Genomic DNA, 25,415 nt, shown 5'->3' on the forward strand with positions numbered 1-25,415 from the left:
TCGGTCGGCGCCAGCTGCTGAACCGGGCCATCACAGCACCCCCTCCAGGGAGACCGACGGGGTGGACGTGGGCACGGCGAACGATCCGGTCGCCCTTGCCGCGAGGAAGGCGTCCGCAGCGTGCTGGGCGCCGCCGACCGGGGTAGTCCAGCGTTCTGCTGTGAGGACGATGTCGGTGGGCCGGGCCATGACGGCGGCCCCACGGTCGCGTTCGAGGATCGATTGCACGAGTCCCGCATGGACGCTCCTGAGTGTGGCCGAGAAGTCGAGGATGACGAAGCGGCGCCGGGGGAGGCGCAGCAGGTTGAGCCCGGGCGAGCAGGGGGCCGTCGTCGCGGACGTCGCGTGGGCCTGGGCTACCTCGAGGCTGAATCCGGACCGTCCGCGGGAGAAGGTCGGTGCCGACAGGGCCTCAGCGTCCGACAGGTTCGTGTACGTACCGACCGCGAACTCGTCCTCCTCGACTCCGATGGCCAGCGGGGCGGCGCCCGGCTCCGCGCAGGCCACGCCCAACGTCCGTCCGGACCCCAGTGGGACCCCTTCCGCCTTGTGGAGGACGCGGTCGAGGGGAATTCGGTGCTGTTCCCAGATCACCCGACCGACGGGGATGATGGTCGGGGACGCGCCAGCGAACACCACGTCCGGATCGTCGCCGTCCCCCCGCAGGTTCTCGGGGGTGCTGATCTCGCCGGCGAGGTGTTGGGCGAGGTTCGAGATGGCGGGCAGCGACTCCGGCGGTCGGCTGTCGAGGGTGATGGTGACGTTCTTGCTGATCCGGACGATCACCTTCACGCTCGCCTCGGCCCGCAGGACGAGCGGTCCCGGGCCGCTGAGCTCTCCGCGGACCCGGATGCTGGCGAATTCCCACCCGGCGAAGGTGGCCGACATCCCGGCGTCGATGCGAGCGGTGAACCGGAAGGGTCGGAACTGGATCAGGGCGTCGAACCCGAACCACCCGTGGACCCTGATCGGGCCGAGCCTGATGCCGGCCTCCGTCCTCGTCCCGAACTGGACCGTGTTGGACGTGACCGCGTAGTACATCTCCTGGGTGAACCACACGATCCCGAGGTCCACCCCTGCCCCCGCCCGGGGGATCTGAGGGACGGCCAGCCCGCCGGGCGCGAACTGGGGGTGGAAGCCACCCACGCTGAACAGGAAGTACGGGTTGGGGCCGAACCCGATGCGCAAGGCGAGCCCACCTGTGATCCGCAGGATGCCGAGGATATGGGAGTTCACCAGGGCGCCGTCGAAGAAGATCAGGGACGCCGTCGCGTCGATCCCCCCGATGAAGTCCATCCGAAGGTAGACGAGGGCGAAGTCCTCCGAGCCGACGACGAGGCGCGCGGACCCGGCGACGAAGATCTTGCGCGGGCCGGGGAGTTCGATGAACACCCCCACATCAAGGGTGAACAGGTACAGCCAATTGAGCTGCAGGGTGGGGCCGATAATGAAGGTGCCACGCTCGTCAGGGAACAGAGTCCTCAACTCGCCCAGGATTCTGGGGGCATTGCGGGTCGGGTCGTCGGTGAACAGGACGTCACCAGCGGTGCCGCTGACGAGCTTTTCACGCAGCTTGTCGGTGTCGGCTCGACGATGGATCCCGATCAGGCCGCCGATTCCGGACACGGCGAAGCCGAAGCCGATCTGGATCCCGGGAGGGGGCAGGCGGATACCGATGACGGCCACGAAGGACACCGGCCCGCCGGGCAGTTCTTTGTAGATCCCGAACGCGAACGCGCCGATGCCGAGGATCTTCAAGGTCAGCGCGCCCCCGAACTCGCCTGGGCCGAGCTTCCCGACGAACCCACCGCCACTGACCGGTCCCGCGTCGAGGGACAGTCCGATCCCCGTCGGCTCCAGCACCCCCGCGTTGCCGGACATCCACCTACCCAGCCACATCCCGGCCCCGGTGACCGTCGCCTTGAGGGGTCCGATCTCGGCGCGGGCGTCGAACCGGAACAGGGTGCGGAAGAACAGGCCGGAGGGGCTGATCGCCACCTCAAGTCGGGTGAGCATGTCGTCGAGCCACAGTCCCAGCCCGGGTCCGCCGAGAGCGAAGCCGAGGTGGGTGGGGATGTCGATACCGATCCCGTCCGTCCCGGCTCCCTGAACCCCGACGCCCTGAAGGTAGGGCAGGGAGAAGTCCGAGGAGAAGGTGATCGAGCCGGGCAGGGCGAGCCCGGCCGCCAGCGGCTTGAGAAGGTCGGTGCCCACGCCCAGGCGGAGGCCGTCGAGCTTGGTGACAAGTGCGAAGAGGGGGACGGCGGCCGTCGGGTCGGACGGTCTGGCGGCGACCGTGAGGCCGAGGCGGATGTCCCTGACCGCGACGAAGGTGCCGCCACGGCGTCCGAGGAGGAAGGCGTCGTCGTCGGCCTTCCTGGCCTTGCTCAGGAAGAACCCGACCTGGGCGTCCGGACGCACCGCGGGGGACACATCGAAGCCGCCGCCCGTGACGACGATCCGTGCACTCACCGTTGCGTCCCCACGGACGTCGCCAGTCAGGACCCAGCCGACGGGCAGCGCCACCCGGGCGCTGCGGACGAGGTTGGACGAGGCATCCAGACGCAGCTCAAGTCCGGCCAGGCCCGCCGCCGGCGGGTCGGGACGCAGGACGGCCAGGCGTGGGGCGACCGTCGGGAACCCCCCTGGTTGCTCCTTGAGCTGCTGGAGCCACTCGACGAGGGTGCCGGCCTGCAGGCGGGTGAGCAGCTCCTGCCCGAGCGGGACCGCGATCGGCGAGTTGATGAGTTCCACGAGGTCGTCCAGAGACACCCCATCACCCACAGGCAGGGACAGGAAGCCGGCCCGGGCGTACTCCCGGGCGACGAGTTCGACCGGCGAGGCGAGAAGCAACAGCATGAGCGCCTGGACCGCCTTCGCGTCCTTCACCGAGGGGACCCGGTTCAGCAGCGTCGTGATCGCCTGGCTGCCCGGGTCTCGGGTGAAGGCGCGCAACGCGTCCCAGTTGATGGTGAACGACCGCGGGGACGCGTCCGGGTTCCAGGTGACGCCCATGACGCCGGCCAGGGCAAGAGTCTCGGCGACCCGCGGGAGGTGGACCTGCAGAACGCGGATGACCAAGGTCTCCCTGGCTGTCACATTGCCGGTGATGGAGTGGAAGGTCGCCAACCAACGCTCCAGGCCCTCGCCCGACGGCTCCAGGTCGAGTTCGGTAAGGCGCTCCAGGTCCGCTGCGATGTCGGTGAGCACCGTCGGCAGCGGCGGCTTGCTGGGATCGCCTCCCACGGATGAACGGATGAGAGACGCTAGCGTGCTGAGGATGTCCATGCGAACCCCTCGGGTTCAAGAGCCTGGTATGCGGAGCTGTTAAAGCACTGAGGCCGTGCGAGCGGGCGCGCAGTGGCGAACCGGGAGGTCCCTCGTCTGTCCTGTTGGAGGGCAGACGTCAGTCAATCGCGCGGGGCCGAACTTCCCTCAGGGCCCCGGATCCTCAGCCGAGGATGGGTCATCCTAACCCGGCCCAGTCAGTGCCACAAGAGTGATAGGCAAGTCCCTGTGCGTCCCTCAAGCCGCGGTCTCGCTCAGCTCCGGAAGGGCGGGCACGGCTCTGCGCGTCGTAGCCAGAAGCATGCCGGACGCCAAGGCTGCGCCCAGTCGTCTCGAAAGAGTGGTGTGCATGGCTCAGTCCAGGATGGAGTGGGCCCACAGGTTGAGCGCCCCCACATCTGGCGTGGCGTGTCTTACGGGGGAGTGGTGTCAGACCCCGGCGCTCCAGAGGAGAAATTGTGCAGATTCCCATACTTTGCAGCGTCAACACTCAAACAGGCAGTGAGTGAGTGCACCTCGGGTTAGGGCGGCATCAAGATTTGCGGTTCGTGCGTCAGGGCTGCGCTAGGGCGGCGGTTCTCGGGTCGGGGCGGGGCCAGTCTGGGCGTGTGAGTACCTTCACTTCTGTACCGAAGCGGCTTCTGGTGGGTCGCCCGATGCGCTCGGATCAGCTCGGGGAGACCGAACTGCCCAAGCGCCTGGCGTTGCCGGTGTTCTGTAGCGATCCGATCTCGTCGAATGCCTACGCCACCCAGGAGATCCTCCTGGTCCTCGCGCTCGGTGGTGCGACGGCGGTCACGTTCACGCCGGTCATCGCGCTCTTCGTCGTGACGCTGTTGGCCATCGTGACGTTGTCCTACCGGCAGACCATCCACGCGTACCCCGATGGGGGCGGAGCGTACGCGGTGAGCAAGGAGAACCTGGGCAGGCGGGCGTCCCTGGTGGCCGCAGGTGCCCTGCTGACGGACTACGTCCTGACGGTCGCGGTATCGATCGCAGCCGGTGTCGACAACTTCACCTCGGCGTTCCCGGCACTGCTGCCATACACCGTCCCCTTGTGTCTGGGCCTCATCGCGGGGGTGACCCTGATGAATCTGCGCGGGGTCAAGGAGTCTGGCACCGTCTTCGCGATTCCCACCTACGGGTTCCTGGTGTCGGTGTTCGTGATGCTGGCTGTCGGGGCGGCGCAGTCCTGGTCCGGGGCGGCGCCTGTGGCGGAGTCTGCCGGCTTCGGCTATCACGCCAGCGACCTGACCGGGATCGCGCTGGTGGCGCTGCTCTTCCGATCGTTCGCGTCGGGCTGCACCGCGCTCACCGGCGTCGAGGCGGTCAGTAATGGTGTCCCGGCGTTCAGGACGCCGAAGTCCCGCAATGCTGCCTTCACGTTGATGGCGATGAGCGGCCTGGCGATCTCGATGATGCTGGGAATCTCCCTGCTGGCCACGACGTCCGGGATCCACATAGCTGAACACGCGGACGAACTCACGGGAACACCGGAGGGCTACGTCCAGCGCACGGTGTTGGCGCAGCTGTCGGCCGCCGTGTTCGGGAACAACAGCGTGGGGTTCTATGCCGTCCAGTTGTCCACCACCATGATCCTCATCCTGGCCGCCAACACGGCGTTCAACGGGTTCCCGATCCTGGCGTCTCAGCTGGCCGCGGACCGGTTCCTGCCCAAGCAGTTGCGCCGCCGTGGCGACCGGTTGGTCTTCTCCAACGGCATCGTCATGTTGTCGACGGTGGCCGCGCTGCTGGTCTACGTGTTCGACGGGTCGGTTTCGCGCCTGATCCAGCTCTACATCCTGGGAGTGTTCGTCTCGTTCACGCTCAGCCAGACGGGGATGGTGGTCCACTGGTGGCGGGAGGCACGCGACGGAGGCTGGAGGCCGCGGCTGGTCTCCTCGACGGTGGTCAATCTGGTCGGCGCCACCGTGACAGCGCTGGTGCTCGTCATCGTGCTGCTGACGAAATTCACCCACGGGGCGTGGATGGTGGTGGTCGCCGTTCCGGTGCTGGTGCTGATCATGCTGAACATCCGCCGACACTACGACCGGGTCTCACGCGACCTGCGGCCACGCGCCACGGGGATCACTCTGCCCAGCCGGGTCCATGCCATCGTGCTCGTCAGCCAGCTGAACGAGCCGACGCTCAAGGCACTGGCCATCGCCCGCGCCAATCGCCCGAGCACCATCACGGCTCTCCGCGTCGATACCGACCACGAGCGCACCCGGAAGCTGCTCGACGACTGGGAGGGTCGCGACATCCCGGTGCGGCTGGTCATGGTCGCCTCCCCGTTCCGGGAGTTGATCAACCCCATCGTCGACTACCTCATGAGCTTGCAGATCGGCCCACGCGACGTGGTCGAGGTGTTCGTGCCCGAGTACGTCGTGGGTCACTGGTGGGAGCAGATCCTCCACAACCAGAGCGCGCTGAGGCTGAAGTCTCGGTTGCTGTTCATGCCCGGTGTGATCGTGACCAGCGTGCCCTTCCAACTCGCCTCGGCCGAGCCGCTCTCTCTCCCCAGGGTGGGAAGCGGGTCCGACGACGTGGCACGCTGAGCACATGAACACGGCGGGCACTGCCGAAGGCAAAGGACAGGTACCGCGACGATCTCCCCGAGGCGCAGCGGGGAGGTTTCGCCACGGCGGTGCACTTCACGCTCATGCGGAATCGAGCGATCGGTCCCGCCGAGAGGGGCGCCGCTGTCGTGGCGGCCGACCCGGAGGTGGCTCGTGCAGCACGCGCCAAGCCCAACGTGTTCTACTGCCTCGGATTCGACGTCGCGACCGGCATCTACGGCGACCCGGCCCTGGGCGCACAAGGCAACACCGCCACAGGCCCGGGCGCGTTCGCCATCCGCGACGCGATGAATGACGCAGACGCAATCAGGGGCTTCAACGACGCCGTCCAGTTCCACCTCGGCCCACCACTCCGCCCACGCAGAGCCTAGAAGAGCGCCGTCAAGGCATTCAACACCCGCGTGCAAAGGCGGTACCCGGACTCGCATCCAAGCCATTCAACCCGACCACACTGGAGGAACCCATGCCCGCCATCCTCATCCTCGACAATCAGGTTTCCTTCATCACCGACCCGGTCAGTCCCTGCGCCGGACAGGACTTCTCCGTGACCTGGGAAGAAGCCAACGTCGGGGACGAAGACTCTGCCGACTACCAGGACATCTTCGACCTCGACGACCAGGGAACGGGGGAGAGCCAGGCCCTGGAGTGCGACCCGCTGGCCGCCGGCGAATCAGCGACAAGATCACTGACCTTCAACCTCCCGGCCGGCGACTACACCATGACACTCATCATCAACGGACAGACTCAGGAGACCCTCGGGAACGTTCGCATCGGTGACTGCGTCTGACATGCTCCGCCTGGGTTCCAACACCAGGCGGGTGCCTCAACGGGACCCGGGTGGCCACTCCCGCACCACCACCCTTCAGCGGCACTGACGTGCCCGTCTGAGTAGCGCGGGCGGGCACGTCGGCGTCCGGCCCCGATAGAGTGGGACCCGTGATGCACACGGGAGCAGTCGGCGTCGGGCAGCTGCTGATCGCCACGCAGCCGGGACGAGGTGGCTACTTCGATCGCTCCGTCGTGCTGCTCCTGGAGCACACCGCGGAAGGCAGCCTCGGTGTCTGCCTCAACCGACTTTCCGAGCTGCCGGCGGACAGCATCCAGGAGAGCTTCCGGGACCACCTGACCCCCCCGGCCCGCGTCTTCGAAGGTGGGCCGGTCAATCCCAATGTCGCGATCGTGTTGGGCGAGCCCGCCACCACGGAAGCCCCGCCGCCGGGCTGGGAACGGGTCATCGATGAGATCGGCGTGGTGGATCTCAACTTCCCGCCCGAGCTCATGGAGTCCTCATTCAGTCAGTTGCGTCTCTTCGTGGGGCTGTCCGGATGGGCCGCCGGGCAGTTGGAGAGCGAGTTGATCCGCGGATCTTGGTTCAGGGCGTCAGCGAGACCCGAGGATGTCTTCGGTCATCCGGCTGGGCTCTGGCGACGGGTCCTGCGCCGGTTGGGCGGGGCCACCGGCCGGTGGTCCACGTGGACGGAAGAGCCGAGCCTCAACTAGTGATGTGCGCGGCTACCATGGACAACCGGCAAGCAAGGAGGCCTGGGTGACCGATGCCAAGGGCAAAGCCCGCATTCTCGTCATCGATGACGACGCGGCGCTTTCGGAGATGCTGCAGATCGTCCTGCGGCAGGAAGGCTTCGACACGGTTCGCTGCAGCACCGGGGAGGTTGCCCTCCAGGAGTTCCGGCAGTCCCGCCCGGACCTGGTACTCCTCGATCTGATGCTGCCCGGTCGCGACGGGGTCGCCGTCTGCCGCGACATCCGCGCCGAATCGGGTGTTCCGATCATCATGTTGACCGCGAAATCAGACACCGCTGACGTGGTCGGTGGGCTTGAGGCCGGCGCAGATGACTACGTGGCGAAACCGTTCAAGTCCAAGGAGCTGATCGCCAGGATCCGCACACGGCTGCGCCGCACCAGCGGCGATGCGGGTGACGACACACTGATGGTCGGAGACCTCACGATTTCGGTGTCGTCCCACGTGGTCCGTCGCGGCGGCACCCCCCTGCCTTTGACGCCGCTGGAGTTCGATCTCCTGCTCGCATTGGCGAAGCGGCCGACGCACGTCTTCACGCGGGAGGCGCTCCTCGACGAGGTATGGGGGTACCGCAACTCGGCAGACACCCGGCTGGTCAACGTGCACGTTCAGCGCCTCCGTGCGAAGGTCGAGCGGGATCCCGAGCGTCCGGAGATCGTCATCACGGTAAGAGGAATCGGATACAGGGCCGGTGAACCGACGCAGTAAGCCCGCGGTGGGAGTCCGCAGGCTCTGGTGGGGGTCGCTGCCGCTCCGAGTGCTCATCTCAACGCTCGGGCTGTCCATCGTCCTCATGTTGCTGGCGGGCATGGTGCTCCTCCAGCAGGCCACCGCCGGGGTCGTAGCAGCGAAGAAGGCGTCCTCGCTGAACGAGGCGGCGGGCGTGTTCGCCTTCATGCAGGCGCAGCTGCGCGGTCCGGAGAATCGCGGCGTGGCCGTTCACGAGTCCCTGAACCGGTTGGCAGATCTCGCAGACGCGCAGGCAGCCCAGTACCGGGTGGTGATCCAGGGGCCCGCCTCGCGCCTGGTCTCCGCTGGAATCCGCCCGGAGTCCGTGCCGGAGCCCCTCATCGCGCAGGTCGAGAACAGCGAGGGGATGTTCGTCACGCCCACCGAGGTGATCTTCACCGATCCAACGGCCGAATCGGAGCCAGGGTGGGCCATCGGAACGGTGCTGCTCGGGGCCAACGGCGAACGCTACCCGGTGTACTACATCTTCCCCATGACCACCGAGACGCAGACACTCAGCGCACTCCAGAGCGCCGTGTCCGGAACGGGCATTGCTCTGGTGGCTGCCCTCGCACTGGTGGCCTACCTCGTCACCAACCAGGTCGTTCGCCCCGTCCGACGCGCGAGTCAGACAGCGCTACGGCTGGCCTCCGGGCAACTGGGGGAGCGGATGGCGGTGCGGGGGACCGACGACCTGGCCAGCCTGGCAAAGTCCATGAACCGTATGGCGGCCCAGTTGCAGCAGCGCATCCGTGAGCTGGAGACGCTCTCAACCCTCCAGCAACGTTTCGTCAGTGACGTCTCGCACGAGCTGCGCACACCCATGACCACCATCAAGATGGCCTCGGACATGATCTACGACTCCCGCTACGCGCTGGACCCGCTGACTGCACGTTCGGCCGAGTTGATGAGTCTCGAGATCGACCGGTTCGACGGCATGCTGGCTGACCTGTTGGAGATTTCCAGGTTCGACGCCGGAGCGGCGGTCCTGACCCTTGACGAAACGGACGTGGGCTCGCTCGTCGAAGCTGAGCTCGCAGCGGCCCGTCGGATGGCCGAGAAAGTGGGTGTCGAACTGGTCTTGGAGCGGCGCAGCGCCGACACCACGGCTTCGGTGGACTCACGCAGAATCCGGCGCATCCTCCGCAATCTCATCACCAACGCCATCGAGCACGCGGAGCAGCAACCAGTTGAGGTGGTGGTGGCCTCGAACGACCAGGCTGTCGCTGTGACGGTGCGGGACCATGGCGTCGGGTTTGCCGCGGAGGACGCGGCGCGGGTGTTCGACCGCTTCTGGCGTGCGGACCCGAGCCGGACGCGCATCGTGGGAGGTTCGGGGTTGGGCCTGGCCATTTCAATGGAGGACGCACGGCTCCACCGTGGATGGCTGACGGCGTGGGGCCGTCCCCACCGCGGGGCCCAGTTCCGCCTGACCCTTCCCCGGGGGCCCGGTCATGAGCTCACGATCTCACCGCTGTCGGTCATCCCCGTCGACGACAAGCCGAAGGAGGTGCACCGGTGAGACTGCTGCTGGCAGCCCTGCTGAGCGTGATTCTCGCCACCGGGTGCACCCACATCCCCACCGCGGGGCCCGTCGAGGAGGTGCCGGTGTCCGCCGAACCCAGGGGGATCGACATCGCGCCGCAACCCCCCGTCGCGGGCATGCTCCCCTCCCGCCTCGTCGACGGCTTCCTCCAGGCGATGGCGTCCCCCGAGGGGGATTACTCGATCGCCAGGCAGTACTTGACCGAGGACGCGGCACAGCGGTGGGAGCCCACCGATGCCGTGGTCTTCGATGGCCTGGTGGTGGGTGGACCCGCCACCGCGACCCTGGACGCCACCCAGCTGGGCACTATCGACGAGCACGGCCGCTATTCCTCTGAGCCCGGCGACCTTGAGCACGACTTCGGGGTGGTCAGCCAGGGCGGGGAGTGGCGCATCGACTCGCCGTTGCCTTCGCTGATGGTGTCGCGCTACATCTTCGAGCGTTACTACGAGCGGGTGCCCCTCTACTTCATGAGCCGCTCCGGAACCCATGTGGTACCAGACCCCATCCACCTGCCCGAGATGCTCGTCACACCCACGGCGGTGGTCGAGGCCCTACTCAACGGGCCGTCGGAGGCTGTTGACCAGGCTGTTACCGACGCCATGCCCAGTGGAATCAGCCTCGCAGATGAGGGCGCCACCATCGAGCAGTCCGGCGTGGTCACGGTCAACCTGGAGGGCCTCTTCGACCGGCTGGGCGACGATGCGCGCAGGAGGCTGGGAGCGCAGCTGTTGTGGTCATTGACTGCCATTCCCCGCGTGACGGGGCTCGTAGTGACAAGCGACGGTGTCCCGTTCACGTTGCCGGGGGCCCGCGCCGACGGGGCTCTCGAGCTGGCCAGCCAGCAGGGGTATCAGATCCTTTCGCGCGCCGCCACCGTCGACCTTTTCGGCATCAGGGAAGGAACACCGGGACGCGTGACCGGCGACAGCCGGTTTGAGCCGTGGGGCAGCACGGTCGCCGACGCGGCCGACCTGGCGGTGTCCCTGGACGGTGACACCGCTGCGCTCATCGACGCCACCCGCAGCACGCTTCTGATGGGCAGCTTGCGCGGCGAGTTCGGGGAGGTTGCGGTGCCCGTCACCAACCTCAGATCGCCTCAATTCGTTCTGGGGACTCTCTGGCTGATGGGCGACGACACGGAGGGCGTGCCCAGGCTGTTGACGGTGGACCGCATGGGCTCGGTGACGGAGGTCAAGCTGTCTCTCCCCGTGGGGCGAGAGCTTGAGGACTTCGCGGTGTCGCCGGCGCAGGCCAGGGCTGCTCTCCTGCTGTCCGGGGAGGGGGGTCGGACGATGGGAATCGCCACCGTCGTGCCTGTCGGCGAGGTGGAGGTCGTGGACTGGCGCGCCCTACCGATGATGGCGGCCTCGGGAGACATGGTCGGCGACGTGATTGCGCTCGCCTGGCACGCCGAGACGTCGATCGCGGTGGCCGGCTCCGCCGGGGGAGTGAGGTCGGTGTTCGCGGTCGAGGTCGACGGTTCGCTGGTCGAGGAACTGGGACCCTTCACCGGAGCTGTGGAGGAGCTCACCGCCATGGCCCGCCTCGGTGGTGGTTCGATTGCGCTGCGCACCGACGTCGGCGTCACGTGGCGTTACGAGGCGCGGACCCGATGGACAAGGCTTGCCGAAGGGATCACGGCCATCGCCTACGCGAGCTGAGTGCTCCGTCGACCAGCTGTGGATAACGGGAAATCGGGCGTGTTCGCTCCCATCATGGACCATGACCTCTCTCCTCCACACCGCCGCCGACCTGTTCCTGGGCGCTTCCTGCCCGGGCTGTGGAGGAGCCTGGTTCGGACTCTGCGCCGAATGCCGTACCGCTCTGGAGATCCCGGTCCGCCTGGTGCACCGCGATCTCCCGGTGCCCCTGTATGCCGCGTGCCCCTACCGGCCGATCCTCGCCCATGTGGTGCCCCGATACAAGGATGACGGAGCGCTGCACCTGGACCGTGTCCTTGGGCACCTGCTGGCCCGGGCGGTCAGGGCTGTGGACTCGGAGCCGGGCACCGTCGTGGTGCCGGTGCCGTCGATGTCATCCTCCACCCGGGCACGGGGATACGACCACGCGTACCGCCTGGCGAGGATCGCCGCCCGGGAAATGGGGCTGCCCGCGAAGCGGGTGGCGCGTCGCCTGGCCAGTGGCTCAGACCAGGAGGGGCTGACCCGTCAGGAGCGGGCCGAGAACCTCCACTCCAGCATGGAGGCGCGGCCGATGAACGCAAGCGCCCTTGTCGTCGACGACGTGGTGACCACGGGGGCCTCGCTGCGGGAGACCATCCGTTGCCTGAGGGCGGCCGGGGTGCCCGTGGTGGGAGCTGCGGTGGTGGCGGATGCCGACTATCGCTGAATGGTCGGGCAAGTCCATGACAGCGTTGCCCCGGAGGGGTAGCGTTGATTCATGGACGAGCCGCAGGGGAGAGATCACCTGCGGCTCTGTGCATCAGCTTCAGGGACGCTCCCTGGGGTGGTGTTCGAGTCGGGTTCGTCGAGAGCCCCACGACAGACGGAGGAAGCATGGATATCGTCGTCACCGGTCGGCATTGCACGATCAATCCCGAGCTGAAGGAACTGGTCAACGAGCGTTTGGCCGCCGTGGAGCGATTGCAGGATCGAGTGATCCGCGTCGAGGTCGAGTTCCACGCCTCGGAGGGCACGAAGGATCCTTCGGACGCCGTCGTCGTGCAGCTGACCCTGCGCAGCAGTCGTGGGCCCGTGATCCGTGCCGAGGCGCGTTCCAACGACAAGACGGCTGCCTTCGACATGGCCTTGGAGCGGCTCATGAGCCAGCTCCGCAAGGCGGCAGACCGCAGGAAGACCCATCGCGGGCTCCGCGCAGGCAACATCGCCGAGATCGTCCGTCCGGTGGCTGAGGTCAACGGGCACGGATCCGACGATGTCGAGACGCGTGAGGTGGCCGGGCTTGTGGTGACGGGCGATGGGCCGCTCGTGGTTCGCGAGAAGGAATTCAGCACGGCGCCGCTCACCCTCGCTCAGGCCCTCGATGAGATGGAGCTGGTGGGGCATGACTTCTTCCTCTACCAGGATGCTGACAGCGGCCGTCCCTCCGTGGTCTACCGGCGCAAGGCGTACAACTATGGCGTGATCCACCTCAACCTCACCTGAGGCCCGAACCACGGCGGCGTCCCGGAGCGGTCCGGGCGCCGCCGTGTGCCGTGCGTTGGTGGCGGGCGTTAGGATGGCTGGCGGTACCGTCGCGAGCTGTCGCGGTGTTTTCGAGATGAAAAGGAACCGACCTGTGGGTGTCATGGATTTTCTGAGCGGCATAGGCTCCGGGGCCCAGCTCCGCAAGCTGCAGAAAGTGGCCGATCAGGTCAACTCCATCGAGGAGGAGTTCCAAGCCATGTCGGACGCCGAGTTGCGTGCCGAGACGGACACCTTCCGCGCCCGCATCGAGGACGGCGAGTCGTTGGACCGCATCATGCCGGAGGCGTTCGCCACCGTGCGGGAGGCGTCGGTACGGGTACTCGGCAAGCGCCACTTCGACGTCCAGCTGATGGGTGGCGCCGCGCTGCACTGGGGAAACATCGCTGAGATGAAGACCGGTGAGGGCAAGACGCTCGTCGGCACGCTCCCCGCGTACCTCAACGGGCTCACCGGCAAGGGCGTCCACATCGTCACCACCAACGACTACCTGGCCAAGTACCAGTCCGAACAGATGGGGCGCATCCACCACTTCCTGGGGCTGGAGGTGGGTGCGATCCTGGCCTCCATGACGCCCGAGGAGCGCCGGGTCGCCTACGCCTCAGACATCACCTACGGTACCAATAACGAGTTCGGGTTCGATTACCTCCGCGACAACATGGCGCTCCGCAGGGAGGACCTGGTGCAGCGGGGACATCACTTCGCACTCGTCGATGAGGTGGACTCCATCCTCGTCGACGAAGCCCGCACCCCGCTGATCATCTCCGGTCCCGCAGAGGACACCCATGAGTGGTATCCCGTTTTCGCCAAGCTTGTCCGGACCCTGCGCCGCGACGTGGACTACGAGGTCGACGAGAAGAAGCGCACCATCGCCGTGCTGGCGCCCGGGATCGAGAAGGTCGAGGACCGGCTGGGCATCGAGAACCTCTACGAGTCGGCCAACACGCCTCTGATCTCCTACCTCAACAACGCCATCAAGGCCCAGGAGCTGTTCAAGCGAGACAAGGATTACGTCCTTGCCGGTGACGAGGTGCTCATCGTCGATGAGCACACCGGCCGCACACTCGCCGGTCGACGCTACAACGAGGGCCTCCACCAGGCGCTGGAGGCCAAGGAGGGCGTCCGGATCAAGGACGAGTACCAGACCCTGGCCACCATCACGCTGCAGAACTACTTCCGCATGTACGACAAGTTGGCCGGGATGACGGGCACCGCGAAGACGGAGGAGTCCGAGTTCCAGAAGATCTACGGGCTGGGGGTGATCCCGATCCCCACCAACCGCCCCATGATCCGGCTCGATCAGCCGGACCTGATCTACCGCACCGAGGAGGCCAAGTACGAGGCCATCGTCAAGGACGTCGTGGAACGCCACGCTCAGGGCCAGCCGATCCTCCTGGGCACGGCGTCCGTGGCGAAATCCGAGCTGCTCTCGGGGCTGCTCAAGCGAGCCAACGTCCCTCATGAGGTGCTCAACGCCAAGCACCACGAGCGCGAAGCCTCGATCGTCGCGGAGGCCGGACGCAAGGCGGCGGTGACCGTCTCCACGAACATGGCCGGCCGAGGCACGGACATCATGCTCGGGGGCAACCCCGAGTTTCTCGCGGACCTGCAGCTCCGCAAGGCCGGGCTGGACCCACACGAGACGCCCGAGGAGTACGAGGCGCAGTGGTCCGAGACCTTGGCCTCGCTTGAGGCGCAGGTGAAGTCTGAGCACGACGAGGTGGTTGAGGCCGGCGGCCTCTATGTGATCGGCTCGGAGCGCCACGAGTCACGCCGCATTGACAACCAGTTGCGTGGCCGCTCGGGCCGCCAGGGTGATCCTGGGGAGAGCCGGTTCTATCTCTCGCTGAGCGACGACCTGATGCGGCTCTTCCGCCCCGAGCTTCTGGAGCGGGCGCTGCTCATGATGAAGGTGCCCGACGACGTCCCCATCGACATGAAATCCGTGTCGCGGTCCATTGAGGGGGCGCAGAAGCAGGTCGAGGGTCAGAACTTCGAAATGCGCAAGAACGTGCTGAAGTACGACGATGTCCTCAACAGGCAACGCCACGCGATCTACGGCGATCGTCGGCGGGTCCTGGACGGGGCGGATGTCTCCGAGCAGCTGAAGAACAGCGTCAGCCGCGTCGTCACGGATGTGGTCCGCGCGCACACCTCCGGCATTCCGGAGGACTGGGACCTGGACACCATGCTCACCGAGCTGCGGACCCTCTACCCGGTCACCATCACGATGGAGGCGCTCGAGGAGGAGCTTCCCGAGCAGAACGAGTTGGTCGAGATGTTCACCGACGACGCGCTGCGGGCCTACGCGGCACGGGAGGAGCAGCTCGGCGAAACCACCATGCGCGAGCTGGAGCGCCAGGTGTTGTTGACCGTCCTGGATCGCAAGTGGCGTGAGCACCTCTACGAGATGGATTACCTCCGCGAGGGAATCGGGTTGCGGGCCATGGCCCAGCGTGACCCACTTGTGGAGTATCAGCGCGAAGGTGGCGACATGTTCGCCGCGATGATGGATGCCTTCATGGAAGAGGTGGTGGGCTTCCTGTTCAACCTGGAGGTGACGGTCCGTCCCGCTGAGCCGAAGCTGAGCGTCGGCCTGATCACCGATGAGACCGGAGCGCCCGTCCAGGTGCCCACAGTCGGGGCGAGCACGCCGGCGCCCGACGCGCCGCTCGCGAAGGGTCTGGAACGGCGCTCGGACACCAACCTCACCTATTCGGCGCCGGACGAAACCGGTGAGGTCACCCAGACTGGCGCAGCTCCGGCCACCGCCACGGACAAGGTGGGCCGTAACCAGCCCTGCCCCTGTGGGTCTGGGAAGAAGTACAAAATGTGCCACGGACGGCCTGGGGCCTAGGAGCCTGCTGAACAATCATGCCTCGGCTGCGGCGCACCGGATCGGGCGATCTGGCACCCCTCCATCTGGATATGGACGTCTAGGCCGCCAGCTGGTCCAGCACCCCGACGGGGGCCAGCACGATCAGTTCCGTGCACCGCCAGGAGTTCCGCGTCGCGTCGAGACGCAGCACGCAGCTGATAGACCGGCCGTTGACATCCACGCAGACGGTGGCCTCGACGGCCCTGACCGTAGGCATCTGGGAGCGCACCCGGCCCACCTTGATGCGCTTGAAGACGCCACTGTCCACGTAGCGTGACAGATTCTCGAACGCAGCATGCCCCAGGTGGGGACGGACCTGATGGAGCGGCCTGCGACCCATCAGGGCCTCCACCACCACGCGGATGAGGTTCATGGCCTGCGGAGGAGCTGGTTGGTGAGCCGGTGCGGGGACCAGGACAGGCCTGGTGAGGACGGTGATCGGCATCGGGAAGTTCATGGCCCTGACGCTAGGCCGGGGCCTGCCGACGGGGCCAGGCTCGACGGGCGGGCGGACAACACCTCCGTTCCTGCGGACAACACCTCGGGAAACTCGGACAACACCTCGGGCGATCCGGACAACACCTCGGGAGGTTCGGGAACGGGCCTCAGCCGCCGCCGAACATCAGGACAAGGCCGCCGACCGTGAACGCCACCATCATCGACAGCAGCGGCACATGCGCCCAGACCCGACCCGGATGGGTGCGCAACGCAATGTCGTGGGTGACCAGCACCCCGGCCACATGCCCCCCGACAATGAGGAGGACCTGCACGACGGCGATCACGGTGGGGTAGCCGAACAGACCGGTGCCCGGCGCGGCCTCCGCCAGTCCGAACACGTTCCAGCCGAGACCCATCGGGTCGCTGAAGCGGATCACGGTGCGCTGACCCTCCAGGTAGAGCATCGTCGAGTAGTGGGCGAGGGCGTAGCCGGCCACCAGCGGGATCAGGCCCGGCGCAAGCGCGTCCACGCGGCCCCGGCCGTACGCCCGGGCGCCGAGCCAGAACAACGCGTAGATCGCTCCGACGCTGCCGAGCAGACCCGCCAGTGCAGCGGGCCAGGCCCACACATCCAGGTCCTGAGTGGCGCGCACCCACCACGCGGTGTTCGACAGTGCGTCGAACAGGGTGCCCCCCAGCAGGACGCTGGCCAACACCGTCAGGTGTGCCGGTGCGCGCCAGGAAGCCAGATTCCGTAGGGGATTCATCCAGAGCAGGATTCCTCTGGCGTTCCGACCCCAGGGGGAGAGCCGCGCAACAGAGGAGGCGTAGGCCTCAAAGGGATCCGCCTGGGCTATCCACCGCTGTCCGCGCACCATCACCCCGACGACGACCCAGGCGACCCAGGCCGCGGCGAACCCACGCAGCACAGGCAGCGTCGCCCCATCGGGCTGCACGAGTTCGAGGTACAGGAAGGCCATCAACGCCCCGGCGGCCGGCAGCCGCGACCCCTGCGCCCCACCGGGGGTGGCTGCCGCGGTGGCGCCGGTGAACCTCAGCAGAAGGCGGAGCGGATTGGTCCGACGGTAGACGCCGCCGAAGATCAGAGAGATCGGAACCAGACCCACCCACAACAGAACGTAGACGAATCCGAAGACGGGGTTGTCGATGCGGTCCACGCCGAAGGTGAGCGCCATCGCGGCCAGCAGCCACACCAGGCCCACCGCGATCCGAAGGGGACGCGAGAACCAGGGCGAATCCACCACCCGGGTGAGCCGGGGCAACTCGATACCGGTGTGGTCGCGGTAGCGCGGAGTCCTCCACGCATAGAGCGCCACCCAGAAGGTCACAATCAGGACCACCGCGGCCCCGCCCAGCACGAGTTCGAACGGAAGCGGAAGGTCGCCTCTGGAGGCGATCCCGTGCAGCAGGATCACTTCACCACCAGATCAAGCCAGATGGCGTCGGTGACGTGGGACTCCACCTCGTAGGTGCCCGCCATGGTGGCATCGAACACGATCTCGGTGGGGACCCCCGCCACCAGATCCTGTTCGATCTCGTAGCCGTGGACGTGGGCGCGATCCTCGGAGGGAACAGTGATCCGCAGCGTCACTTCGGCACCCAGCGGGACGTCCACCCGACGGGTAGCGGCCGGAGGGTCTGTGACCTCCAGCTCGATCGTCAGCGGTGCCGCGGCGGGAGCCGCGCAGGCGGAGAGGCCGCTGAGCACGGCCCACGTGAGGAGAATAAGGATCTTGCGCACCATGTCGTCGTCGAACCTACTCCGATCACGCGCCACCTGCATCTAGGCTGGCCACGTGAAGCGTCAGCTGGTGTTCATCCCGATCGCGGAAGGCGAGTTGGGCGTCCTCGCGGGCGACCCGCCCGTCGTCAACAGGCCCGCCTACACGGTGACTCCTGAGCTGCTCGCCGAGCTGGGTTATCTCGAGGCGGAGTCCGAGGATGCCGAGTACGCGGCCTTGATCCTGGCTTCGCTGGCGGGGCTGACAACCCACGGCGTGCGGTTGGTGGTGGTGGCTGAGGTGACCACGGACCTGATCGGGCCGGCCGAGGACCCCTTCAACGGTGAGGTGCGCCTGAGCAGCTGCCCCGTGTCGGCGATGACAGCATGGTTCGCCGAGGAGGAGGGGGTGGACTTTGCCGACGCCGCCGCGATTGCACGCGGCCTGACCATCGACCAGGCATGGGATCTGCCTGAGGTGCAGGCGTTGCTGCAATCGCACGAGCTGCTGTGGAACGACCGAGTCGAATATCGGCGAGGAACCTGAGGAAGGGAAGTCGCGAGCATGCCACGATCCATCTGGAAAGGCGCCGTGTCCTTCGGACTGGTGTCCATCCCGGTCAAGCTGTACGGGGCCACCGAGGACAAGGACGTGTCTTTTCGGCAGGTCCACTCCAGCGACGGCGGCCGGGTCCGTCAGCAACGCGTCTGCGAGAAGTGCGGGGAAGTGGTGGCCTACGCGGACATCGCCAAGGGCTACGAGTCGGCCGATGGCAGGATCGCGGTCCTGACGGACGAGGACTTCGCCAATCTCCCGCTGAGTACCCTCAAGACGGTGGAGGTGGTCCAGTTCGTCGACCAGGACGAAGTGGACCCGGGGTTCTTCCAGCGCACCTACTTCCTGGAGGCGGAGGCCGCCGGGCAGAAGCCCTACGTGTTGCTGAGAGAGGCGCTCGCCAAGGAGAACAAGGTGGCGGTGGTGAAGGTGGCTCTCCGCAGCCGCGAGTCCCTTGCTCTGATTCGGCCCAAGGGCGATCTGCTGCTCCTGCACACCATGTATTGGCCGGATGAACTGCGTGACGGCGAGTTCGCGGCGCCGTCGTCCGAGGTGAAGATCTCGGACGCGGAGATGGAGATGGCCAAGCTGCTCATCGCCCAATTGGAGGGCACATTCGAGCCGGAGGCCTATCAGGACTCCTACCGCGAGGCCTTGTTGGAGGTGGTCGAGGCGAAGCTCGCGGGCACGCCGGCCCCGGCCTCGACGGACACCTCAGCCCCGTCGGGGGATGTCGTCGACCTCATGGCGGCGCTCAAGGCCTCTGTGGAGGCCGCGAAGAAGCGGCGTGAGGCCGCCGCAAGCTGATCTCGCTCAGCGTGCCAGCCACACGGCCGCGCGGCGCTCCAGCCCAGCGAACGCGTCACGGATGAACGGCTCGATGAGTCCCTCAACCTTCTTACCCACCAGCGGAATCCGCACCGCCAGGTCGCCCGTGTAGTGACCCCGCGTGCCGGCGCCTTCGGGGCTCAACAGTGTTGCGGCGTTGACGGTGATGGGCATGCCCGGCACCTCCACGTCCACCACGCCGCGGACGCTGCCGTCCACCTCCGGTGGCTGGAATCGGAAGATCTGCGTCAGCGATACCGTCTGCCCCACGAACTTGGAAAGGTTCCCCGGGACCGGCAGCTTCATCTCCAGCCGCGTGGACTCCTGGCCGATGGAGACGTTGTGCTCGAGAGCCCCGGCGTGCCGGGCCACATCAGCGATGAACTCCTCGTTGCGCATCAGGGCAACTACAGAGGACGGGTCGGCAGCGTACTGGTGGGTGTAATCCAAATCCATGCCGCCAGCCTAGTGGCCATCCCGGATCCCTAGGATTGCCCCATGAGGATCGACCTGCACACGCATTCCCGGGTCAGCGACGGGACGGACACCCCGACCAGCCTGGTGATGAAGGCCTTCGAGGCAGGGCTGGACGTCATTGCCCTCACCGATCACGACACCTTCGGTGGCGTCGGCGAGGCGCAGGAGGCGGGCAAGCGCATCGGGGTCAAGGTGCTGGGCGGGATCGAGATGTCCACCGAGCACGACGGCAGCTCGGTCCACCTGCTCGGTTACGGCTGTGACCCGTTTGACAGGGAGCTCAACGCAGAGCTCGCACGCATCCGGTTCGGGCGCACGCACAGACTTCCGGCCATGGTGGCCAAGCTCAATGAAGCCGGGCTCGCGATCACCCTCGATGACGTGATGACCGCGGCCAACGGAGCCCCCGTTCTGGGCCGTCCCCACGTAGCGGACGCACTCGTGGCGAAGGGCTACGTCGTTGACCGGGACGAGGCATTCGCGCTGTGGATCGGCGACGACAGGCCGGGCTACGTGCACCGATACGCGTGCCCACTGGAGCGCGCCATCGAGCTGGTGCACGCAGCCAGAGGTGTGGCCGTCATCGCCCATCCATGGGGTCGAGGCGGGCAGACCGTGCTGCCTGCGCCCTACCTGGAGTCCCTGGCCCGGGAGCTTGGCCTGGAGGGAATCGAGGTGGAGCATCCCGACCATGACGAGGAGACCCGCTCCCTGCTCTTCGAGATGGGCGCCCGGGTGGGACTGGTGCGCACCGGCTCGAGCGATTACCACGGTCTCGGGAAGAAGCGGAACCCGCTGGGAGCCAATCTCACCCGACCCTCCGCCTACCGCGATCTTCTGGCCCGCATCCGGCGACGGGGAGGCGTCGTCTAGGACGCTATTCTTGGGCCTCGCATCCCATCGCGTCCCGTTTAGGCAGGTAAGGCCCATGTCGCTCTCCCCCGATGACACGTTCGATCCCGAGGCGTCCCTGGCACGTTCGACTCAGCGCAGCGTCGAGATCGAGCAGAAGATCGCGCAGGATCCCAGCGGCTTCAGGATCCTGACGGGAGATCGCCCCACCGGAAACCTGCACATCGGGCACTACTTCGGCTCGCTTCAGAACCGGGTGCGCCTGGCTGCTCTCGGGGTGGAGACGTTCGTGGTGATCGCCGATTATCAGGTGATCACGGACCGCGACGGGGTGGGGCCGATCAGGGAGCGCGTGTACTCGCTGCTCGCGGATTACCTCGCCGTCGGTCTGGACCCGGAGCGGGTGACGATCTTTACCCACTCCCAGATCCCCGCCCTGAATCAGCTGATGCTTCCGTTCCTCTCCGTGGTCACCGATGCCGAGCTACGACGAAACCCCACGGTCAAGACCGAACTCGACGACACGGGGGACCGCCCCATGTCCGGGCTCATGCTCACCTATCCGGTGCACCAGGCCGCGGACATCCTCTTCTGCAAGGCGAACCTCGTGCCGGTGGGCAAGGACCAGCTGCCGCACCTGGAACAGGCCCGGGTGATCGCCCGTCGCTTCGACGAGCGGTACGGCCGTGTGGACGAGGCGAGTCCCGTCTTCCCCGCGCCCGAGGCGCTGCTGAGCAAGTCCGGGACCGTGCTCGGCCTGGACGGCACCAAGATGTCGAAGTCGAAGGGCAACACCATCGAGCTGGGCATGACAGCCGACGAGACGGCGAGGCTCCTCAAGCGGGCCGTGACGGATTCGGACCGTCACATCACCTACGATCCCGTTGCCCGCCCAGAGGTGTCCAACCTCGTCAACCTCGCTGCGCTCTGCCTGGACCGCGACCCCGTCGAGGTGGCCGACGAGATCGGCGACGGTGGCGGAGGCGGGCTGAAGAAGCTCGTCACCTCGGCCGTCAACGACTTCTTCGCACCCATCCGCGCGCGCCGGGCCGAGTTGGTCGGGAACCCCGGCTATCTGGAGGAGGTCCTGGCCTCCGGGAACCGCCGCGCCACCGACGTCGCCGAACAGACCCTCAGCGAGGTCCATCGGGCGATGCGGATGGTGTACTGAGCCTCACTCAGCAGCGGGCGTCTCAGCCGCGACCTCGACCCCACCGCGGGTGCGGCGGCGACGACGGCGGGGCTTGCGCTCAGCCTCGGCGTGCTTGTCCTGTGCCGGGTGGTCGCCGGCGGGCTCCGTCGAGCGCCGCGACCGGTGCTTCGGTCCCTCCGCGGGGGAGTGCCGGGCGTCGACTGCCTTCGCACGCGACGCCACGTGGCCCGGCATGCGCCCCTTGGTGCCTTCTGGGATGTCGAGGTCGGTGTAGAAGTGCGGCGACGACGAGTAGGTCTCTGCCGGCTCCGCCAGCTCGAGGTTGAGTGACTGGTTGATCAACTTCCAGCGGTGGAGGTCTGCCCAGTCCACGAACGTGACCGCGACACCGGAGTTCCCGGCGCGACCGGTGCGCCCGATGCGGTGGACGTAGGTGGCATCCGTGTCCGGGCACTCGTAGTTGATGACGTGGCTGACGCCCACGATGTCGATGCCGCGGGCCGCGACATCGGTGGCCACGAGGACTGAGATGGTGTTGGCGCGGAACTTCTTCAGGGACCGCTCGCGGGCCTCCTGGTTGAGGTCACCATGGATGGCTGCCGCGGCGAACCCGCGATCCACCAGCTCGTCGGTGAGCCGCTGCGCTGCGCGCTTGGTGCGGCAGAAGATCATGACCTTGGTGGTCTGGTTGCCCTGCAGCAGGCGCCCGACCATCTCGGGCTTGTCCAGGTCGTGGGCCTGGTAGACGTACTGGTCGATGTCCGGCACGGTCATCTTCGCGTCGTGACCCTCGGCGCGGATGTTGACCGGCCTGTTGAGCGTGGCACGGGCCAGAGTCAGGATGGGTGCGGGCATCGTGGCCGAGAACAGCATCGTCTGGCGGTCCTTGGGTGCCTTGCGCTGGAGGCGCTCGATGTCCGGGAGGAAGCCGAGGTCCAGCATCTCGTCGGCCTCGTCGAGGACCAGCACCTGCACGCGGCTGAGGTCCAGTGCGCCGCGGTCTGCGAGGTCGAGCAGGCGGCCGGGGGTGCCCACCGCGATGTCGATTCCCGACTCCAGCGCACCGAGCTGTTCGTCGTAGCCGGTGCCACCGTAGATGGTGAGGACCCGCATCTTCAGGTGCTTCCCGGCGATGTCGAGGTCTCGCCCGACCTGGAGGGCCAACTCTCGGGTGGGACACACCACAAGAGCGCGCGGCTTGCCGTGCGTGGGCTTCTCACCGCCGGACGTGGTGACCATACGGTGGAGAAGGCTGACGCCGAAAGCCAGCGTCTTTCCGGTTCCGGTGCGGGCCTGACCGATCAGGTCCGTGCCGCTGATGGCCAGGGGGATGGCCAACGTCTGGATGGCGAAGGGGTGGACGATCCCCACCTCGGCCAGAGCCGAGGTGATGGATTCGTGGATGCCGAGGTCGGCGAAGGTCTCGTCGACCGGAGTCTCGTTGTCGCTCAGGGCTCAAACCAATCTGGAAGAACTCACGGCACGGTTGGCGCACCGGAGGCGGAGCGTTGCTGCCCGCAGGCCCTCAGTCTAACGCAGGCCGGCTACACCGCGCCGAAGCCCACCCTGCCAGAGCTGGGGGAGCCCAGGTCGAGGTAGGCGATCCGCTGGCCCGGGATGAGCACGCGGCGCCCCTTGTCGTCGGTGAGCTCCAGCAGCGTGGAGTGCTCGACGGCCTCACGGAGCTGTGTGATCAGCTCATCCGGGGACGCGGTGGCGTCGATGGTGACCTCACGGGGGATGTCGGTGATGCCGATCTTGACTTCCATAGTGGCCACTCTAGCCAGAGCTGCCAAGCTCAGGGTTCCAGGCGCACGAGGATGACCGTCACATTGTCCTTGCCGCCCTGACTGTTGGCCCACAGCGCGAGCTCCTCAGCCAGGGACCCCGCCGCTTCGGCCCCCGTGCGCCCGGCCACCAGCCTTGCCATCGCCTCGGGTGAGCTGGCGTAGTTCCACAGCCCGTCGGTGCACAGGAGGAGCCATCCCCCGCAGGTGGGGCGCAGCGTCACCACCGAGGGGGTCACGTCGGAGGCCTGTCGCCCCAGCCACTTGGTGATGGCGTGGGCCTGGATGGACTGCTCCGCCTCCTCCCTGGTCATCCCGAGCAGGATCCGGGCCTGCGCCAGGGAGTCGTCCGTCGACAGCTGACTCGCCACGGCGTCGTCGCCCAGCCAGTAGGCACGGGAGTCCCCGACGTTGGCGACGGTGATCAGCCCGTCCTCGACCGTGGCCGCGATCAGGGTGCACGCCGAGGGGTCGTCGTGCGCAGCGACCACCGCGCGGTTGGCCTCCTCGAACGCCTCGACGAAGGCGCCCGCCTCGCTGCTGCCCGCAGCACGCCGCCTGATCAGGACCTCTACCGCGGTCTCAGCGGCGACGAGCGAGGCCAGCTCGGAGCCCCGTGCTGTGCTCACACCATCGGCAACCGCCACCACCGCCGCGGGGCTGGGCTCGGAACGCACGGCCATGGACATGGCGTCCTGGTTGGTGTGGTGTCTGAGCCCCGTGTCGCTGCACCCGCCCACCCACAAGGCCGGCTCGCGTACATAGTGAGCTCTGGAGGAGGGGTTCGGCTCAGACTTCATGCGTCCTCCGTCCGGTGCGGGTGCTGGCTCCATCCTGTCAGAACTCGGGGGGCGGCAGGACCGGCGAGTCCGCAGTCGGGAGGGTGCCCACCCAGAGATCACCGTGGGCGGCGACCCGTTCGAGCATCTGCGCCGGAGTAACCCGGACCGGGGCGTCAGGGCTGAGTGCGGCGACCTCCTCCCAGGTAAGCGGAGTGGCGACCGACGGTGAGTCAAGCCCGCGCACCGAGTAGGCGGTGACGGTATTGCGAGCGGCCAGGTTCTGCCCGTAGTCGACGAAGATGAGATCCGCCCGTGCCTGTTTGCTCATGACGGCGACGAACTGCCGGGGATACCGCTGCGCGAGGTGCTGGGCCAGCGCCATCGCGAAGGCGTGGACGTGCGAGGCGGGGGTCGGCCGGATCGGAACGCTCAGCTGGAGCCCCTTGTTGCCGGAGCTCTTCGCGAAGGCCTCGAGGCCCATCTGCGCGAGCACCGTGGCGGCGAGGATCGCCCCCTTGGCCGAGTCGGCGGGGGTGATGCCCGAGCCTGGATCGAGATCGACGATGAGCGTCGTGGAGCGCGGCTCGTCCGGGCCGCTGAGCAGGATCCCATCGGGTGAACCGGTGGCGTCACGGACCCGCCACTGGGGTGTGTGGAGCTCGACGGCGGCCAGGTTGGCCAACCAGGCCAGGTCCGCGCGGCGGGAGGCCGTGACGTAGGTGACGGTGCCTGCGGAGGTGGCAACATCGACCGACGAGACCCAGGCTGGGGCCCCCGGCGGGACGTTCTTCTCGTAGAACGACTCGCCTGATGTCCCGTTGGGGAACCGGACCCGGGTGAGTGCGCGATCGTGGAGGTGGGGGAGCATCGTGTCCGCGATCTCCACGTAGTAGGCGATCAGCTCACCCTTGGTGAACCCGGAGGGGAACAGCGGCTTGTCCAGGTTGCTCAACGCGAGTGGAAGCCCGTCGATCTCGGTTGCTATGCGCTCACTCATGGCCTCTGCCCTCCGCTCGAGGCCAAGCCTGCCACGGGGCGGTGTGGAAATGTCGGGGGTTGCTGGTTGCATAGGAC

General features: G+C 67.2%; 23 protein-coding genes. 14 read left to right on the forward strand and 9 right to left on the reverse strand.

From position 1 onward, the window contains the following. Nucleotides 1–30 precede the first annotated feature (30 nt). The gene (locus tag H5398_RS08590) at nucleotides 31–3,288 is read right to left on the reverse strand and encodes a DUF6603 domain-containing protein (RefSeq protein ID WP_182782883.1); all 3,258 of its coding nucleotides are present in this window, start codon (nucleotides 3,286–3,288) and stop codon (nucleotides 31–33) included. Nucleotides 3,289–3,896: 608 nt separating this feature from the next. Between H5398_RS08590 and H5398_RS08595 the strand changes: the two genes are divergently transcribed. From H5398_RS08595 to secA, 10 genes are all read left to right on the forward strand, one after another. Then, nucleotides 3,897–5,846 carry an APC family permease gene (locus H5398_RS08595; RefSeq protein ID WP_370585737.1) on the forward strand — a complete coding sequence of 650 codons (1,950 nt, stop codon included), beginning with the start codon at nucleotides 3,897–3,899 and terminating at the stop codon, nucleotides 5,844–5,846. A 104-nt stretch (nucleotides 5,847–5,950) separates the two neighbouring features. Beyond that, nucleotides 5,951–6,238 (forward strand): hypothetical protein, encoded by a 288-nt coding sequence (locus H5398_RS08600; RefSeq protein ID WP_182782882.1) that lies wholly within the window; start codon nucleotides 5,951–5,953, stop codon nucleotides 6,236–6,238. Between the two features lie 92 nt (nucleotides 6,239–6,330). After that, complete coding sequence (locus tag H5398_RS08605) at nucleotides 6,331–6,654, forward strand: CARDB domain-containing protein (protein WP_182782881.1); 324 nt, start codon at nucleotides 6,331–6,333, stop codon at nucleotides 6,652–6,654. A 152-nt stretch (nucleotides 6,655–6,806) separates the two neighbouring features. Beyond that, entirely contained in the window at nucleotides 6,807–7,367 is a 561-nt protein-coding gene (locus H5398_RS08610) for a YqgE/AlgH family protein (RefSeq protein ID WP_255443648.1), read from the forward strand. 46 nt (nucleotides 7,368–7,413) lie between these two features. Continuing rightward, nucleotides 7,414–8,115: an MtrAB system response regulator MtrA gene (gene mtrA / locus H5398_RS08615; protein WP_370585736.1), complete on the forward strand. Its 702-nt coding sequence runs from the start codon at nucleotides 7,414–7,416 to the stop codon at nucleotides 8,113–8,115. Nucleotides 8,116–8,200: 85 nt separating this feature from the next. Next, nucleotides 8,201–9,658 carry an MtrAB system histidine kinase MtrB gene (gene mtrB, locus H5398_RS08620; RefSeq protein WP_182799760.1) on the forward strand — a complete coding sequence of 486 codons (1,458 nt, stop codon included), beginning with the start codon at nucleotides 8,201–8,203 and terminating at the stop codon, nucleotides 9,656–9,658. After that, entirely contained in the window at nucleotides 9,655–11,346 is a 1,692-nt protein-coding gene (locus H5398_RS08625; RefSeq protein WP_182799722.1) for a GerMN domain-containing protein, read from the forward strand. The genes mtrB and H5398_RS08625 overlap by 4 nt, the downstream gene beginning before the upstream one ends. A 61-nt stretch (nucleotides 11,347–11,407) precedes the next feature. Continuing rightward, a complete protein-coding gene (locus tag H5398_RS08630; RefSeq protein ID WP_182799723.1) occupies nucleotides 11,408–12,034 on the forward strand; it encodes a ComF family protein in 627 nt (208 codons plus the stop codon). Between the two features lie 167 nt (nucleotides 12,035–12,201). Then, entirely contained in the window at nucleotides 12,202–12,810 is a 609-nt protein-coding gene (hpf, locus tag H5398_RS08635) for a ribosome hibernation-promoting factor, HPF/YfiA family (RefSeq protein ID WP_182782876.1), read from the forward strand. A gap of 142 nt (nucleotides 12,811–12,952) precedes the next feature. Further along, entirely contained in the window at nucleotides 12,953–15,706 is a 2,754-nt protein-coding gene (gene secA, locus H5398_RS08640) for a preprotein translocase subunit SecA (RefSeq protein WP_182799724.1), read from the forward strand. A gap of 79 nt (nucleotides 15,707–15,785) precedes the next feature. Here the strand turns inward: secA and H5398_RS08645 are convergent, their stop codons facing one another. The 3 genes from H5398_RS08645 to H5398_RS08655 form a co-directional block, all read right to left on the reverse strand. Further along, nucleotides 15,786–16,184: an Rv3235 family protein gene (locus tag H5398_RS08645; RefSeq protein ID WP_182799725.1), complete on the reverse strand. Its 399-nt coding sequence runs from the start codon at nucleotides 16,182–16,184 to the stop codon at nucleotides 15,786–15,788. Between the two features lie 148 nt (nucleotides 16,185–16,332). Continuing rightward, nucleotides 16,333–17,601, reverse strand: a complete 1,269-nt coding sequence (locus H5398_RS08650) for a hypothetical protein (protein ID WP_182799726.1) — start codon at nucleotides 17,599–17,601, stop codon at nucleotides 16,333–16,335. After that, nucleotides 17,598–17,930, reverse strand: coding sequence for a hypothetical protein (locus H5398_RS08655; protein WP_182782872.1), 333 nt, complete (start codon nucleotides 17,928–17,930; stop codon nucleotides 17,598–17,600). The genes H5398_RS08650 and H5398_RS08655 overlap by 4 nt, the downstream gene beginning before the upstream one ends. Before the next feature lie 52 nt (nucleotides 17,931–17,982). Between H5398_RS08655 and H5398_RS08660 the strand changes: the two genes are divergently transcribed. After that, nucleotides 17,983–18,453 carry a hypothetical protein gene (locus H5398_RS08660; protein WP_182782871.1) on the forward strand — a complete coding sequence of 157 codons (471 nt, stop codon included), beginning with the start codon at nucleotides 17,983–17,985 and terminating at the stop codon, nucleotides 18,451–18,453. A gap of 18 nt (nucleotides 18,454–18,471) precedes the next feature. Next, nucleotides 18,472–19,269 (forward strand): Ku protein, encoded by a 798-nt coding sequence (locus H5398_RS08665; RefSeq protein WP_182799727.1) that lies wholly within the window; start codon nucleotides 18,472–18,474, stop codon nucleotides 19,267–19,269. A gap of 6 nt (nucleotides 19,270–19,275) precedes the next feature. Here the strand turns inward: H5398_RS08665 and H5398_RS08670 are convergent, their stop codons facing one another. Continuing rightward, complete coding sequence (locus tag H5398_RS08670; RefSeq protein ID WP_182799728.1) at nucleotides 19,276–19,746, reverse strand: DUF2505 domain-containing protein; 471 nt, start codon at nucleotides 19,744–19,746, stop codon at nucleotides 19,276–19,278. Nucleotides 19,747–19,788: 42 nt separating this feature from the next. On the opposite strand from H5398_RS08670, the gene H5398_RS08675 reads away from it, so the two are divergent. Both H5398_RS08675 and trpS read left to right on the forward strand, forming a co-directional pair. Next, the gene (locus H5398_RS08675; RefSeq protein WP_182782868.1) at nucleotides 19,789–20,640 is read left to right on the forward strand and encodes a PHP domain-containing protein; all 852 of its coding nucleotides are present in this window, start codon (nucleotides 19,789–19,791) and stop codon (nucleotides 20,638–20,640) included. A gap of 55 nt (nucleotides 20,641–20,695) precedes the next feature. Next, on the forward strand, nucleotides 20,696–21,790 hold the full coding sequence (trpS, locus tag H5398_RS08680) for a tryptophan--tRNA ligase (RefSeq protein WP_182782867.1): 1,095 nt from the start codon (nucleotides 20,696–20,698) through the stop codon (nucleotides 21,788–21,790). A gap of 3 nt (nucleotides 21,791–21,793) precedes the next feature. On the opposite strand, the gene H5398_RS08685 is transcribed toward trpS, so the two are convergent. The 4 genes from H5398_RS08685 to ligD all read right to left on the reverse strand — a co-directional run bounded on the left by H5398_RS08685 (nucleotide 21,794) and on the right by ligD (nucleotide 25,338). Beyond that, the gene (locus H5398_RS08685; RefSeq protein ID WP_182783103.1) at nucleotides 21,794–23,224 is read right to left on the reverse strand and encodes a DEAD/DEAH box helicase; all 1,431 of its coding nucleotides are present in this window, start codon (nucleotides 23,222–23,224) and stop codon (nucleotides 21,794–21,796) included. A 92-nt stretch (nucleotides 23,225–23,316) separates the two neighbouring features. Beyond that, nucleotides 23,317–23,541, reverse strand: coding sequence for a DUF3107 domain-containing protein (locus H5398_RS08690; RefSeq protein ID WP_182782866.1), 225 nt, complete (start codon nucleotides 23,539–23,541; stop codon nucleotides 23,317–23,319). Nucleotides 23,542–23,570: 29 nt separating this feature from the next. Beyond that, nucleotides 23,571–24,359 carry a PP2C family serine/threonine-protein phosphatase gene (locus tag H5398_RS08695; RefSeq protein ID WP_182799729.1) on the reverse strand — a complete coding sequence of 263 codons (789 nt, stop codon included), beginning with the start codon at nucleotides 24,357–24,359 and terminating at the stop codon, nucleotides 23,571–23,573. 37 nt (nucleotides 24,360–24,396) lie between these two features. Next, nucleotides 24,397–25,338: a non-homologous end-joining DNA ligase gene (gene ligD / locus H5398_RS08700; RefSeq protein WP_182799730.1), complete on the reverse strand. Its 942-nt coding sequence runs from the start codon at nucleotides 25,336–25,338 to the stop codon at nucleotides 24,397–24,399. Between the last annotated feature and the right edge of the window lie 77 nt (nucleotides 25,339–25,415).

Origin of the sequence: Tessaracoccus sp. MC1679, assembly GCF_014164775.1 — a bacterium.
GTDB lineage: Bacteria > Actinomycetota > Actinomycetes > Propionibacteriales > Propionibacteriaceae > Arachnia.